General features: G+C 53.3%; 14 protein-coding genes. 4 read left to right on the top strand and 10 right to left on the bottom strand.

Features of this window, described 5'->3' with window-relative positions; translation table 11 throughout:
- Positions 1-200: 200 nt before the first annotated feature.
- Positions 201-1985 (bottom strand): sigma-54-dependent Fis family transcriptional regulator, encoded by a 1785-nt coding sequence (locus DEP07_RS12635; protein ID WP_287102563.1) that lies wholly within the window; start codon positions 1983-1985, stop codon positions 201-203.
- Between the two features lie 265 nt (positions 1986-2250).
- On the opposite strand from DEP07_RS12635, the gene adh reads away from it, so the two are divergent.
- On the top strand, positions 2251-3771 hold the full coding sequence (gene adh, locus DEP07_RS12630) for an aldehyde dehydrogenase (RefSeq protein ID WP_122962462.1): 1521 nt from the start codon (positions 2251-2253) through the stop codon (positions 3769-3771).
- 3 nt (positions 3772-3774) lie between these two features.
- Complete coding sequence (locus DEP07_RS12625) at positions 3775-4116, top strand: DUF779 domain-containing protein (protein WP_063228830.1); 342 nt, start codon at positions 3775-3777, stop codon at positions 4114-4116.
- 73 nt (positions 4117-4189) lie between these two features.
- Here the strand turns inward: DEP07_RS12625 and DEP07_RS12620 are convergent, their stop codons facing one another.
- Positions 4190-6064 carry a DEAD/DEAH box helicase gene (locus tag DEP07_RS12620; protein WP_287102562.1) on the bottom strand — a complete coding sequence of 625 codons (1875 nt, stop codon included), beginning with the start codon at positions 6062-6064 and terminating at the stop codon, positions 4190-4192.
- Positions 6065-6085: 21 nt separating this feature from the next.
- Positions 6086-6709 carry a class I SAM-dependent methyltransferase gene (locus DEP07_RS12615; RefSeq protein ID WP_122962460.1) on the bottom strand — a complete coding sequence of 208 codons (624 nt, stop codon included), beginning with the start codon at positions 6707-6709 and terminating at the stop codon, positions 6086-6088.
- Between the two features lie 153 nt (positions 6710-6862).
- On the opposite strand from DEP07_RS12615, the gene DEP07_RS12610 reads away from it, so the two are divergent.
- Entirely contained in the window at positions 6863-7555 is a 693-nt protein-coding gene (locus DEP07_RS12610; RefSeq protein ID WP_122962459.1) for a response regulator transcription factor, read from the top strand.
- On the top strand, positions 7533-9665 hold the full coding sequence (locus DEP07_RS12605; RefSeq protein ID WP_287102561.1) for a sensor histidine kinase: 2133 nt from the start codon (positions 7533-7535) through the stop codon (positions 9663-9665). The genes DEP07_RS12610 and DEP07_RS12605 overlap by 23 nt, the downstream gene beginning before the upstream one ends.
- Positions 9666-9735: 70 nt before the next feature.
- Here DEP07_RS12605 and DEP07_RS12600 read toward each other — a convergent pair whose 3' ends face one another.
- From DEP07_RS12600 to DEP07_RS12570, 7 genes are read right to left on the bottom strand one after another with little or no spacing between them, the layout of a single operon-like run.
- Positions 9736-9999 (bottom strand): HPr family phosphocarrier protein, encoded by a 264-nt coding sequence (locus tag DEP07_RS12600; RefSeq protein WP_122962457.1) that lies wholly within the window; start codon positions 9997-9999, stop codon positions 9736-9738.
- 1 nt (position 10000) lies between these two features.
- Positions 10001-10894, bottom strand: coding sequence for a Cof-type HAD-IIB family hydrolase (locus DEP07_RS12595; RefSeq protein WP_229049768.1), 894 nt, complete (start codon positions 10892-10894; stop codon positions 10001-10003).
- A 12-nt stretch (positions 10895-10906) separates the two neighbouring features.
- Complete coding sequence (locus tag DEP07_RS12590) at positions 10907-12229, bottom strand: 6-phospho-beta-glucosidase (protein WP_173596299.1); 1323 nt, start codon at positions 12227-12229, stop codon at positions 10907-10909.
- A complete protein-coding gene (locus tag DEP07_RS12585; RefSeq protein ID WP_122962455.1) occupies positions 12226-12552 on the bottom strand; it encodes a PTS lactose/cellobiose transporter subunit IIA in 327 nt (108 codons plus the stop codon). The genes DEP07_RS12590 and DEP07_RS12585 overlap by 4 nt, the downstream gene beginning before the upstream one ends.
- A gap of 12 nt (positions 12553-12564) precedes the next feature.
- Positions 12565-13311 carry a chitin disaccharide deacetylase gene (chbG, locus tag DEP07_RS12580; RefSeq protein WP_122962454.1) on the bottom strand — a complete coding sequence of 249 codons (747 nt, stop codon included), beginning with the start codon at positions 13309-13311 and terminating at the stop codon, positions 12565-12567.
- 22 nt (positions 13312-13333) lie between these two features.
- Positions 13334-14677: a PTS cellobiose transporter subunit IIC gene (gene celB, locus DEP07_RS12575; RefSeq protein WP_370641087.1), complete on the bottom strand. Its 1344-nt coding sequence runs from the start codon at positions 14675-14677 to the stop codon at positions 13334-13336.
- A gap of 12 nt (positions 14678-14689) precedes the next feature.
- Complete coding sequence (locus tag DEP07_RS12570) at positions 14690-14992, bottom strand: PTS sugar transporter subunit IIB (RefSeq protein ID WP_063228821.1); 303 nt, start codon at positions 14990-14992, stop codon at positions 14690-14692.
- Positions 14993-15073: the final 81 nt, after the last annotated feature.

The following is a 15073-nucleotide window of genomic DNA, read 5'->3' as shown; positions in this document are numbered from 1 at the left end:
CTTGGTTAAGACGCCATACAATACTAAAACGGCACCCGGTATTATCGGGTGCCGTTTTTTGTAATGCAAATCGTATTGTTTAGTTATCATTTCCCTACTCCAATGAGTTGTGATTTTACAGCTTCAAGTTAATGCAGAAGAGTTCACGTTATTTGCTAAATGCTATCTGATCGAGTTTTTATCAAACTTGTACCACTTTGTCATGACTCCCCCATATAAAAAGGCGCCCCAAGCTGATACTCCGCCATCTTGCGGTACAGCGTATTCCGCCCGATCTGAAGCAGCTTTGCCGCTTTGCTGACGTTGCCGCCGCTCGAATGGAGCGCGCGTCTGATCGCCACAAGCTCGGTCTCCCGCAAAGACGGAATCCCTTGCTCATGCTCCGCTTCTTCCGTCAAGCCCTCCAGCTGGATGTGCTCCTCGCCAATATCATCGCCATCGGACAAAAAAGCGGCCTGCACCAGCACTCCTTGCAGTTCGCGCACATTTCCCGGCCAGGAATAGGCAACGAGCTTCGCTTTCGCACTCGGGAGCAATTCGCTTGGCTGCTCAGGGGCAATTTGCTGCATCAGATGCTCCGCCACCTGGATGATATCGCTTCGTTTGCGCAACGGCGGCAAGTGAATCGAGACTCCTTTGAGCCGATAGTACAAGTCAGCCCGGAAACGTCCCGCCTTGATTTCTTCCGGCAAATTGCGATGCGTTGCCGCAATGATTCTCGCCTGAATCGGCCGGGACTGGTTGCTGCCTACTGGCGTGACGACCTTCTCCTGCAACACCCGCAGAAGAGCGGCTTGTCCGCGCAAAGACATATCGCCGATCTCATCCAAAAAGATCGTGCCTTTTTTCGCCGCCTCAAACTTGCCGATCCTTCCTTCGCGATTCGCCCCGGTAAATGCTCCGCTTTCGTAGCCAAACAATTCGCTTTCGATCAAATTTTCTGATATCGCACTGCAGTTCACGGCGATAAAAGGCTCCTGCGCCCGTGGTCCCGTCTCGTGAACCATCTGCGCGAACAGCTCTTTGCCCGTGCCGCTCTCTCCCAGAATCAGCACGGGAAAGTCGACCTGCGCCGCCTTTTGCCCCAGCATTTTCGCCTGCAAAAACAGCGGGCAAGAACCTGCGAGACGAGGAAACGGCTTGAGCTGCGTCTTTGGCTTTTTCAAACTTTTCAAAGCATCCGCATCCGACGTCTTGGATGAAGCATCTGTCCATGAGCCTGACGTGAACAGGCGCGGGCGTTTGTCCTGCACCTCTCGTCCTGCGCGCTCGTACTCTTGCGGAAGCCTTTTCCCAAGTGCTTCCGTTCCCAGCTGCTGCTTGGCAGACTCATTGAAGCCGATCAGTCGTCCGTCCCGATCCAGACCGACCAGTGGCACTTTTCCCGGCTCTCCTTTCACAACCGGACTCTCGCCAAGCGCGATGACCCGCTGTGCATCGGCGTACAAAAAGCGGTTTTGCAGCGTTTCCGCAATCATGCAAGCGATGGTCAAAGCAAACGGATGGGAGTATTCCTTGCGCGTACTGATGTCGATGACGCCGAGCAACTCGCCAGTCGGTGAAAAAATCGGCGCCGCCGAGCACGTGAGAAAGCGGTTCTCCAAAAAGTAGTGCTGCTCTCCTTGTATTTGAACAGGCTGCTGCGCGATCAGCGCCGTCCCGATCGCGTTCGTTCCTTTTGAATTTTCTGTCCAATTCGCCCCGATTTGCAGTTGCACTTTTTGCGCCTGATTGGCAAACACGGGGTCGCCGACAGTGTGAATGATATTGCCATCCCGATCCGCCAACAAAGCGATGTGCTCTGTCGACAACAAAAAGGGAGCGAGCTTGTTGAACAGCGGGAGGCTTTCCTGAATCAGAGGGTGATTTTCCTGAATGATTTCTTTGATTCTTTTGCTGGAAATGATTTGGTCATTGGCTTTCTCCCAAGCATTGAGGTTCGATTCCTGGCAGCGCTTCCAAGATTGCTTGACAATCGTTGACAACACTCTTCCCTCCCCCAAAAATCATTCACTACCAGTATAGCACGAGTAAGTATGCGAATCTTGGCGGAAAAAGCAGTTCCTTGTCTAACGCTCCCAAATATTTACGAGGTGTCCCAAAACGGAACAACTTTTGCTCCATTATGGAGCATTTTTGCTGTCTTACTTTTGCGAAAACGCTGTCATTTCCAGCTTCCCGGCAGTTGGTACAGGATTTGCTTTTAGAAAAAGCCGTAAAGAAAAAGGTGATATTAGAGGAGGCGTTCGCATGATCTACGCTCAACCCGGTCAAGCCGGTTCCAAGGTGACTTTCAAAAATCGCTATGAAAACTACATCGGGGGCAATTGGGTACCGCCGGTGAAGGGTGAATATTTTGAAAACTTATCTCCTGTAAACGGCAAAGCATTTTGCGAAGTAGCTCGCTCCACTGCAGAAGATATCGAGCTTGCACTGGATGCCGCCCACGAAGCCAAAGACGCTTGGGGACGCACCTCTGTTACACAGCGATCCAACATCCTCTTGAAGATCGCAGACCGCATGGAAGCCAATCTGGAACTTTTGGCAACGGCTGAGACGTGGGAAAACGGAAAGCCTGTCCGCGAGACGCTGGCTGCCGATATCCCGCTGGCGATCGACCATTTCCGTTACTTTGCCGGAGCGATTCGCGCCCAAGAAAGCTCGCTGGCTGAAATCGACAACGACACAGTCGCTTACCATTTCCACGAGCCGCTCGGTGTCGTCGGACAAATCATTCCTTGGAACTTCCCGCTGCTGATGGCTACATGGAAGCTCGCTCCCGCTCTGGCAGCAGGAAACTGCGTTGTCCTCAAGCCCGCCGAGCAAACTCCTGCTTCGATCATGGTGCTGATGGAGCTGATCGGCGACTTGCTGCCTCCGGGCGTCGTGAACGTCGTAAACGGTTTCGGTCTGGAAGCTGGCAAACCGCTCGCATCCAGCAACCGCATCGCCAAAATCGCATTTACCGGAGAGACGACTACAGGTCGACTGATCATGCAGTACGCCTCCCAAAATATTATTCCGGTCACATTGGAGCTGGGCGGAAAATCTCCGAACATCTTCTTCCCGGACGTGTGTGCCAAAGACGACGCTTTCTTGAACAAAGCAATTGAAGGCTTCGTGCTGTTTGCACTCAACCAGGGCGAAGTTTGCACATGCCCGTCCCGCGCCCTGATTCACGAAAGCATTTACGACCAGTTCATGGAGCGCGCTCTGAAACGCGTAGCCAGCATCAAGCAAGGCAATCCGCTGGATACCGACACCATGATCGGCGCCCAGGCTTCCCTGGAGCAAGTTGAAAAAATTCTCTCCTACCTCGATATCGGAAAACAGGAAGGGGCAGATTGCCTGATCGGCGGTTCCCGCGCACAGTTGGAAGGAGACCTCGAAGGCGGCTACTACATCCAGCCTACCGTCTTCAAAGGACACAACAAAATGCGCATCTTCCAGGAAGAAATCTTCGGCCCGGTAGTCTCCGTGACGACCTTCAAAGACACGGACGAAGCGCTGGCTATCGCAAACGACACGCTGTACGGCCTCGGCTCCGGCTTATGGACGCGCGATGTGAACACCGCTTACCGCGTAGGACGTGAAATCCAGGCTGGCCGCGTATGGACCAACTGCTACCACGCTTACCCGGCGCATGCCGCATTCGGCGGATACAAAATGTCCGGTATTGGCCGCGAAAATCACAAAATGATGCTCGCCCACTACCAGCAAACCAAAAACCTGCTGGTCAGCTACAGCGAGCAGGCATTGGGCTTCTTTTGATCGATGAGCCAGCCTGAGAAAGTGCTCGCTACAGACGCTGCCCTGGAGCTGATCGAACGGCTGCGCGCCAAGCATGGCGACTTGATGTTTCATCAATCAGGGGGCTGCTGCGATGGAAGCTCGCCTATGTGCTACCCGCTAGGTGAATTTCTCGTCGGGGAACAGGATGTGCTGCTGGGCGAAATTGGCGGCTGCCCGTTTTACATGGGAAAAGCGCAGTACGAGTATTGGAAGCATACTCAGCTGATCATCGATGTTGTCACGGGTCGTGGCGGAATGTTCTCGCTCGAAGGGCCCGAAGGAGTGCGTTTCCTTACACGTTCGCGCGTCTTTCCAGACAGCTGATCGGAATACACAAAAGACCGTTCCTGCCTTTTTCCCGGCGGAACGGTCTTTCTTTTTCCTCGCTTTATTTCATTCAGCGCTTCTTGGTCCTTCGAGCGGTGCTGCCGCGTTTTGCTGGCGCCGGACTTGGCCGTTTGCCTGTCTGTTTTTGGCCATCAAAACGAGCGCTGCCACCATGCTGCTTCTCTGCTCGCTTATGGGAAAAAGCCCCCGGCTTGCGCGAAGCATTTGCGGATTTGCCCGCAAAATCGCTTCTGCCTGCCGCTCGCTCGCTGCTCTGCCCTGTTTTCGTCATCCGTTCCTGGTTTCGCTGGTCATCCCCATTTTTTGGGGTCAAGCGAGCGGTTTGCTGCTGGCGATCGGCTCCGTGCTGCCCGCGTTTTCCCGTCTCGCGCTTCCCTTTCCCGGCCTGTTGCTTACCCTCGGCTTTAGGTGGTTTGCCCCCACGTTGACCGCCCTCAGCTCTGGCTGGCCTGTTTCCACGGTGCTCGCCTTCTGCTCTGACTGGCCTGCCCGAACGGTGCTCGCCTTCTGCTCTGGTTGGCCTGCTTCCACGGTGCTCGCCTTCTGCTCTGGCTGGCCTGCTCCCACGGTGCTCGCCTTCTGCTCTGGCTGGCTTGCTCCCACGGTGCTCGCCTTCTGCTCTGGCTGGCCTGCTCCCACGGTGCTCGCCTTCTGCTCTGGCTGGCCTGCTTCCACGGTGCTCGCCTTCTGTTCTGGCTGGTTTGCCTCCACGCTGACCGCCTCTGCCTGCGCGCTCCTGCCCCTTATGCTTTGTCTTGTGCTGCTTATGCTCCTCGTTCTCCCCGTAATCCGCCGCCCGCTCGCTCGCACGCCGCTCCAAAGTCATGGCGATTCCTTTTTCAATCTCTGCGAGCTGTGCCCGATCCTTGGCCGCCACCATCGTATAAGCGATGCCCTTTTCCTTGGCCCGGCCCGTTCTGCCGATCCGGTGAATGTAGCTGTCGACATCTTCCGGGATGTCGTAATTGAACACGTGAGTGACTCCCTCGACGTCAAGCCCGCGCGCTGCTACATCCGTTGCCACCAGTAGCTGGATTCTCGCCTCCCGAAAACGCTTCATTACATCCTCGCGTTTTGCCTGCGACAAATCGCCGTGCAGCTCGTCCGACAAATAGCCAAAGCCTTGCAGGGCGGCATTCAACGTGCTCGCCCGGCGTTTCGTGCGACAAAAGATGACTGCCAAAAACGGGCGTTCTTCATCAATCAAGGTACGCAAGGCAGACTGTTTCGCACGATCCGTCGTTTCCACGGCGATTTGCCGGATATTCGCCAGTGTAATCCGTTTGCCTTGCACCCGGATATCTTCCGGATTTTGCATGAAGCGCTGCGCCAGTGCGCGCACCTGCGGCGTCATCGTCGCGGAAAACAGCATCGTCTGCCGCTTGTCAGGCAGGCTCGCCGCGATGTCTTCCACCTCTGGCAAAAAACCCATATGCAGCATCTGGTCTGCCTCATCGAGAACAAACATGGAGACGGTCGACAAATCGATCGTTCCTCGTCTCATGTGATCCAGCAATCTGCCGGGAGTAGCGATCACCACCTGCTTTTTGCCCGCCAGCTTGCGCAGTTGCCGGTCGACATCTTGTCCGCCATATACGGCCAGCACGTGCAGATCATCTGTGGCAGCCGTCAGCTTTTTCACCTCTGCCGTAATTTGCAGAGCCAGTTCGCGGGTAGGTGTGAGCACCAGCGCCTGCACATCGTTTGAGTCCGGGTCCGCTTTCTCCAAAATCGGCAGGACAAAAGCAAGCGTCTTCCCCGTTCCTGTCTGCGCCTGGGAAATCACATCCTTGCCTGCCAACAGCGCAGGAATCGCTTTTTCCTGGATCGGGGTCGGCTCTGTAATTCCATTTGCTTGCAGCGCATCTATCCATTCTTTTCGTATGCCCAATCTAAAAAAATCCGTCAGTTTCGCCATCTCCAATCATCATGTATCCGAGCAGGATCATTTCGTACAAACAGCCACACCGATAAAGTAGCGCACGCCATCTCGCGGCTTTTCAAACGTCGGCCCTCGCTGATAGTAAATCTCCACCTGCGAAAACCGGACAAACAGCTCCTCAAACTCTTGGGGAGTCAATTGATGCACATGAAACGGCTCGCTCGTCTCCTTGCCTCTCCCCCGGCCAAACGGACTGGACAAAACCAGTGTTCCGCCCGGTTTCAGCATGCGATACAGGTTGTCCATGAACAACAGATCGTCCGCTACATGCTCAATCGTTTCAAAGCTTAAAATCGTATCAAACAAGCCCAGCTTCTCGGGAAGGGCGGGATCGAGAGCGTCGGCTTTCTGGTACGTAATTTTTTGATGGTGATATTCCCGATTCGCGTAAAAAATCGTGTCGTCATCAATATCGACAGCGATCAACTCGGTCAATTCCCGCTTCCGATCCTTGGCAACCATATGACAGCCGTATCCTGTCCCGCATGCAATATCAAGCACTCTTCCTTTAATATAAGGAGTAGCAAAGTAATAGCGGGCGATGTGCTCCAGAAGCATGCCATTCGTCGGCTTCAGCAGCTTGGGGATGATTCTCTCCCCGGTCCATTCCAGCAAGGTCATCACCATTTCCTCGTTTTTACTTCCTCACATCTTACCCTATTTTTCGTCCAGTTCCTATCTCGGACAACTATTAAGAAATTTGTAAGAGATTTCTATGCTGTTTTGTCAAAGCTTTTCGTTAAGATAAAAACATGAATGCATTCATAAGGTGGGAAAACAATGGCGAACTATCATGTCCTCGTAGTCGACGACGAGGCAGAGATCAGAGATGCGATCGAAATCTATCTCAAAAACGAGTCTCTGATTGTGCATCAAGCGAGCAATGGTCTAGAAGCATTGGATATTTTGGAACGGGAAGAGATTCATCTCATTCTTTTGGACATTATGATGCCTCAGATGGACGGAATTACGGCAACTTTTAAAATCCGGCAGGACAAAAATATCCCGATCATCATGCTTTCTGCCAAATCGGAGGACACCGACAAAGTTCTGGGCTTGAACATCGGGGCCGACGACTATGTGACCAAGCCTTTTCATCCGCTGGAGCTGGTGGCGCGGGTCAAGTCCCAACTCAGGCGTTATACCAATCTCGGCAATTACAAGGCAACCGAAGACGAGATTCAGGTGCGTGGATTGTCGCTGAACAAAAGTACGAAGTCCGTCGCTGTAGATGGCACCGAAGTCCGCTTGACCGCTACCGAATACAAGATTTTGGAGCTGCTGATGGAAAACAAGGGCCGGGTCTTTTCCATTGAGGAAATTTACGAACGCGTCTGGCGAGAGCCATATTTGAATGCAGAAAACACGGTTGCTGTTCACGTCAGGCGCATTCGGGAAAAAATCGAGATCAACCCGAAAGAACCGAAATATTTGAAGGTGGTATGGGGAATTGGATACAAGATCGAAAAATAGCCGCTTCACGCTGCCAGCGCTGCTCGCCCTGGTTGTCAGCGTCGCGCTTCTCGTACTGATTATGGCGGATATTTACCGCAACCGCGAGTATTTGCAACGGGACAACTACTTCCAGAGCGAAAGCTTCAATAGCGAAGTCAGACTGTTTGTAGGTCTGGTGAAAACGGTTCATGTCGACTTTGCCGACTATGAACGCAAGACGCCAGAACAAAAGCTAGGGAAAGCAGCCGTAGAGCAGTTCCAGCAAGACCGCAACAATGCTTATCAAGAGATCAGGCAGCGGTATGCTGACATGCACCCCGACGATGCTGCAGCGAAAAAGTCCGAGATGATCCGCGAGCTTGACGAAGCAACAGCCGAATGGGATGCGAAATTCAAACAAATGGTCGTGGAAAAAGATGCGGAGTACGAAGAACGGAAAAACAGCCTTGCCCTTCGCAACCCATCGTTCCACTACTATGTCAACGACTACAAGACAGGGAAAATTTACTCCAATAGCCACACGCCAACGGATGCAGAATTAAGCGAGAATGCCCGCTACGTAATCCGCTTTCCGGAAAACTCAGATCAAAGATACGGCGATTTTGCCGACATTAACCGCATGTATCAACTGAATCAATGGTCTGGCACTTTTTTTGTTCCGAAAATTCCTGATGGCTACAGCCAAGTACATGCAGATGCCGCCTATTTCGATGCCAAAAGGGATCGGCTGCGCGGAGAAGTCGTCCTGTTGATCGTGACATTGCTCTCTACCGCTGTCCTTTGCTGGTTTTTGCACCGGAACAAAGGCATTGAGCAACCGATTGTCGGCAAAACGCTGAGACTGTTCCGGCGTATCCCGCTCGATATCCGCATCCTCTTGCTGTTTCCGCTAGGTGCTACTTACCTGGCTATGATTTTCAGTCTGCGCTTCTTCTTTTTGCCGGTGGATGTCGAGCATTTCTTCACTCTCGGATTCATGTCTTTGTTTACCGCCTATTGGCTGCTGCAAGTTCTGGAAGCATGGCATATGTATCAGCAACCTGAGTCTCTTTCGCAACAGTGGCAAAGAAGCCTGTTTGTCCGACTGAAACTTGTTCTGCGTGAAAGCTACGCGCACAAAGGCTTGTTCTTCAAGTCTTCCCTGTTGTTCATTTTGACTGTCGGATTCGGCATGAGCGTAGCACTCGGCCTCGTCTCCATCGCGAAAGGCTCAGAAGAGTTGTTCGTGCTCAGTTTTCTGTACGGCTTGTTCTACCTGGCAACCGTCGTTCCGTACATTTTTCGCCGTTTGGCACTCATGAACCGCATCATGCGCGGAGCTTCCGAGATGTCAGCGGGAAATATGCAGGCCACGATTGAAAAAATCCATAAAGGGAGCCTCTCCGATCTCGCGCACTCGCTCAACAACATCAAGCTGGGCTTAAAACACGCGCTGGAAGAACAAATGAAGAGCGAGCGCATGAAGACGGAGCTGATTACCAACGTCTCGCACGATTTGAAAACGCCGCTCACCTCGATTATCAACTACGTGGACCTGTTGAAACGGGATAACCTGTCGGCGGAAGAGATCAAGAGCTATGTCGATGTGCTGGACCGAAAAGCGGGCCGTTTGCGAGTGCTGATTGATGACCTGTTCGATGCCGCGAAAATGTCCAGCGGAGCTGTCGAGCTGCACATTGAGCAAGTAAACGTCTCGGCACTGCTCAACCAGGCGATCGCAGAGTTCAGCGAAAAGATCGAGCAATCCTCTCTCAAGTTTCGCGTCCAAACCGAGCAGCCGAAAATCATGGCTCCGCTCGATGGCAAAAAAACATGGCGCGTTTTCGAGAATCTGATTGGCAACGCCTTGAAGTATTCCATGCCGAATACGCGCGTCTTGATTGATTTGATCGAAAAACAGGATGAAGTCGTGCTGACCTTCAAAAACGTCTCGGCCTACGAAATCGACTTCGATGCCCAGGAACTGTTTGAACGATTCAAACGCGCCGATCAGTCCCGCCATACGGAAGGTTCCGGACTGGGGCTGGCGATTGCCAAAAGCATCGTGGAGCTGCAAGGCGGAAAGCTGTTGCTGGAAATCGATGGCGATTACTTCAAAGTAACGGTCGTGTTTCGAAAAAGCCTCTGATCGATAAAAAGCCGTTGCCCGAACATGAAAAAGCCAATGCCCGCACTGTCAGGCATTGGCTTTGCGATTTTTATACGGCAAAGTTCCGCTGAAACAGCGACTGCAAAGCCGACGCTGTCTCCTGCTCGTCGATGCCCTCCACCTCAAACGTCATTTCATCGCCGGTCTTCGCCCCCAGCGCCATGACGCTCAAGATGCTTTTGCCGTTGGCTTGCTTGTCGTTGTAGATCATTTTGACCGACGAGCGGTATTGATTGAGCAAGTTGACCAGTACAGAAGCCGGACGGGCATGAAGGCCGCCGCTTACGGTGATTTCTACATTAAATCGGACCATTTCACACCTCCTTTTCTGCATCGTGTATGCCGAAAAATTTCTGGATGACGGCCGCCACCCCATGTTGATCGTTCGTGTCTGTCACATGTCGTGCCAGCCGCTTGACTTCGTCTGGAGCATTGCCCATGGCGACGCCCATCCCGACAAATTGCAACATTTCCAAGTCGTTGTAATTGTCGCCGACAGCCACAATTTGTTCCGGACTGATTTCCAGTCTTTTTGCCAAAAGCGCAAGCCCGCTCGCTTTGGAGATTCCCTCTGGCAATATCTCCAGATTGCGTGCACCGGAAGTCGTTACCCGAATTTCCGGCAAGTCGGTTGTCTCCAACTCTTTTCTGGCTACCGCAATCTCGCTTTCCTCGCCCATGACGAAAATTTTCGGTACGCGCACCGCATGCTCCTGGACGTGCCCGATCAAATCAGCGGAAGTCATCAGTTTGACCGGATAGCGCTCCCGCCAAAGCTGGCGCAAGGTGCGCGTGTTCACCAACGGATACAAGTCCTTCCACTTCCAGCGCCGATTGGTGAGCGTATAAGCTTCGTGCAGCAGCATGACATCCAGCTCGTACTTCGCCAAAATGTTTGTCACCGAAGCGGTCGTTTCAACAGGTATCCGACTGACGTGCAGTTCCTCGTCTGTCAGCGGATCAGCCACATACGCCCCGTCATGCGACACGAGCGGGGTGCTGATGTTCAACTGTCGGGCCAAAGCTTTCGCTGACGGATACGCCCGTCCGGTAGCCAGCGTTACGAACACGCCTCTGTCTGCAAGCCCGCTGATCGCTTGCTGCGTGACTTTTGCCATCGAATGATTCGACATCAGAATGGTCCCATCCACATCCAGGGCGAGCAGCTTGTATCTCGCGCTCTCGTTTTTTCTCTCAGCTTGTTCCACGGTTTTCCATCCTTACGTCACTGGCTTGAAAAACTGTGGCAAATGCTCTTTGTGCGCCTCCAGCATCTCGTCGAGAATTTGCTTGGCTACCACATCGGACGGCACCAAAGGATTGATCGTCATGGCGAGCAAAGCCTGGTGATAGTCACCCGTTACAGCCGCTTCCGCCGCCACTCGTTCAAACGATTTGATCTGCTGCACCAACCCGCGCACAGGCACTGGCAAATCTCCTACGGCAAGCGGGACTGGCCCTTCCCGGGTAATAACGCAGTTTACTTCGACAGCAGAGTCGTCAGGAATGCTCGCAATCGCCCCGTTGTTGCGGACGTTCACTGGCTGAATATCCCGTTTGTCGTTGTAGATCGAGTAAATCAGATTGCAGGCTGCTTCGCTGTAATAGGCACCCCCGCGCTTTTCCAGCTGCGGCGGCTTGATGTTCAGGTCAGGGTCTTCATACAGCGCGAACAGCTCCGCTTCCACCTGCTTGACCACTTCTGCCCGCGTGCCGTTTTTGCTCGCTTCCTCCTGCTCGTGCTCCAGCATGGTGCGAGTCTGGTAGTAGTAGCGGTGATACGGGCAAGGAAGAATCCCCAACGCTTTGATGAAATCTTTGTCCCAGCCGAGATCGAGAATGTTTTGCATCGTAATTCCCGATTGTTCGCCAGTCAGCTTGTCGATGATCTGCGGAGTGACGTTGTTTCCGTCCAGGTAGACTCCCAGCCCGAACACCATATGGTTCAGCCCGGCAAAGTCAATGTGTATCCGCGACTGATCGACCCCCAATATGGTCGCGACTCCCATTTTCATCCCGATGGGCACATTGCACAGCCCGATTACTTTCTTCCGGTTCGTGTATCGCAGAACAGCTTCCGTCACCATGCCAGCCGGATTGGTGAAATTAATCAGCCAGGCATCCGGGCACAGCTCTTCCATATCGCGGCAAATGTCCATGATGACCGGAATCGTGCGCAGCCCTTTGAACAGTCCGCCAGGCCCATTCGTCTCCTGACCGATGACCCCGTACTTCAGCGGAATGCGCTCATCCTTGATTCGGGCGTCCAGCAGCCCCACGCGCATTTGCGTTGTGACGAAATCCGCGCCCGCGAGCGCTTTGCGCCGATCCAGCGTCAGATGCACCTTCATAGGTACTCCGGCCTTCTCCACCATCCGCTTCGCCAGAGCACCGACGATTTGCAGCTTCTTCTCACCCTCGGGAATATCGACGAGCCACAGTTCGCGTACAGGCAACTCGTCGTATCGTTTGATCAGACCTTCCACAAGCTCTGGCGTATAGCTCGATCCCCCACCGATCGTTACGATTTTGATTCCGCTCACACTCCCGCCTCCTTTGCCGCGTGGACATGGCTGTACAGCTCGACAAACTCGCTGGCCAAATCCTTGATCGTCATCGCATTCATCAAATGATCCTGCGCATGGATCAACAGCATGCTGATCTCCGGTTTCTCACCCGCAATCTCCTTTTGGATAAAAGTCGTTTGGTGGTGATGGGCCCGGCTCAGCTCTTCGCCAGCTCGTTTCAGCGCATCTTGTGCGCCCGCCATGTCTTTGTTTTTCGCCAGTGCGATTGCTTCCATCGCCAGGCTTCTCGCGTTCCCTCCGTGTAAAATCAGCTGAAAAATAACGTCTGTATGGTCCAAATAGATCTCCACCTATCCGAGTTCTTTAAATGTCACGAGCTGTATCTGCCGTGTTTGCACGTACTCTTTTATCTCTTTTGCCGTTAAAATTTGCAGCTCCCGTGTACGCGGCAGCGCGTATGAACTGCCTGTCAAAATCGCTTCATCCAAATATGCGGGATGGGTCATCATCTCGGCCACAGAGCAGTCCGCCAGCTCCTCGACAATATCGAAGAAAGTTTGAACAGACAGGTCCTCTCCGTAAAAGCGGTGGGAAAAGCCTTCCGTGGTCAGCACATCCGGCTGCTTCTCCCTTTTCCCTGCTTGAAACCCCCACGGATTGCGCACCGGAAGCCGATATTCTTGTGCCAGGCGCAAAACGATCGGCAAAATCGCTGCATGAGCATGGACGTGATGATGACTGTCGATGTGCGTCGGGGTAAGTCCCGTCGCCAAATACTTTTCGATTTGGCTGCGCAGCTCCCTTTCTACATCCTCCGGCGACGTCGTGCCCAAATAGTCGTATCCACGGTGAAACCGCCCATGCTCATCTGTCAGGGATGGTACATCGTGGCTGACTGGAGCGCCACAGGTGAGCACCAGATGGATGCCCACCCCGAGTGTCGGCGTTTCCCTGGCCAATTGTACCGCGTGTTCGAAACCGCCCATGTTCACCATGGTCGTTGTAGAGGTGACGACGCCCGCCCGGTGCGCCTCGATGATCCCCAGATTCACCCCTTTCGAATAACCGAAATCGTCCGCATTCACAATCAGCTTCATAAAGCGCCTCTCCTCTGGTAAATTACAAGTTTACGGCTTGGTTCGAAGCGGCATTCGCCTGCTCCTCGCTCACCTTTTGTTTATCCCACAAGCGGAAGAACGGATAGTAAATCACCAACGCAATGACGAAATTCACAAGCTGGAGGACGCTGCCCGAGATTTTCCCGCCGGAAGCCAAATAGCCGCTAATAATGACAGGAGTCGTCCAGGGAACTGCCACGCCGCTTGGCTTTGCTACCCAGCCCAGTGACATCGCCACATAGCTGACAATGACCAGCACAACGGGCGCGAGAATAAACGGAATAATCAGAATCGGATTCATGACGATCGGCATCCCGAAAGTGACAGGCTCATTGATGTTGAACAAGCCTGGACCGATGGAAAGTCGGCTAATGTTTTTCATTTGCTCGCTGCGCGCACGGAACAGCATGAGCACCACGAGCGCTAAGGTCGCACCTGAGCCGCCCGCGTACACCCATAGATCAAAAAATTGGGTGGTGATGATGTTCGGCAAATCTCCATTCGGGTCCGCCTGGAACGCCGCCCGGTTTTGATCCATCAGAGTGAGCCAGATCGGGCTCATGATTCCGCCGACAATCGCTGCTCCATGCAGACCGAGCGCCCAGAGCAGATGGACGAGCAACACGCAGACAATCGCTCCAATCAAGCTGCTGCCCAATGCACTCAGCGGGCCGACCAGCAAATCTTTCACGATGTTGTGGATGCTTTCAAACGAAGTGTTTTCAATGAGGATGCGCAAGAGCCAAACGACCAGAAGCACGGCCGAAGCAGGGATCAAAGCGACAAAGGAGCGGGAGACAGCGGGAGGCACACCATCGGGCATCGACAGGACGATTTTCTTTTGAATGATCTTGCGGTAAATCTCGGTGGACAGCACCGCCAACAGCATCGCCACGAACAGCCCCTGGCTTCCCATCAAGGCGACCGGGATCACTCCGCCTACCTCTTGGGCTGCTGTAGCTCCCTCGGGGGTAAACATCGTCTTGTACGGGGTCGCGAGCAAGAAGGCAGCGACAGAAATCGCACCTGCCGACAGCGGATCAACCTTGTACTTTTCAGCCAATCGGTACGCTACTCCGAAGCTGACGATGAGCGCCATGATGTCAAACGTGGCATTCACCGGATACAAAAGCTTGGTTCGCCACAAGTCGCCAAACAGCCCAACCATGAACTCGTTGTAACCAGGGATAGGTATGAAGCCGATAATGAGAAAAAGAGACCCGATAATCAGCAAAGGCATGGTGAGAATGATCCCGTCACGAATTGCCTGCAAATGCTTCTGCTCCGCGATCCTGCCCGCCACAGGCATCACGCGGGCCTCCAGAAAAGAATTGAACCCTGCCATACGCATCCCCCTCTACTGTTTTAGACGAAGAGCAAATTCCAGCACGTTCTTCCCGTTCAGAGAACCGTAGTCAACCGTACGGATTACATCGACTGGAATCCCTCTTTCTTCCCCTACTTTTTTCATTTCCGCCAGCTTGTAGCGCACCTGAGGCCCCAGCAGGAGTACCTCGGCTTGGTCAATATGACTTTTTACGTCATCTGCTGATACCGCCCAGATTTTCACTTCCAGCCCTTTTTCCCGTGCAGCCTGCTCCATTTTTTGTACCAGCAAGCTCGTTGACATCCCAGCTGCGCAGCATAGCAAGATATTCAATATAACTTCCTCCCCTCAGTTGGTTTATGTCCTTTTTCTAGAGCAAGTCGCGTGCCAAAACACCTTGTTTGTATGCGCTTT

Source organism: Brevibacillus sp. (assembly GCF_003521185.1).
Lineage (GTDB): Bacteria > Bacillota > Bacilli > Brevibacillales > Brevibacillaceae > Brevibacillus > Brevibacillus parabrevis.
This window is presented reverse-complemented; position numbering and strand designations above follow the sequence as displayed.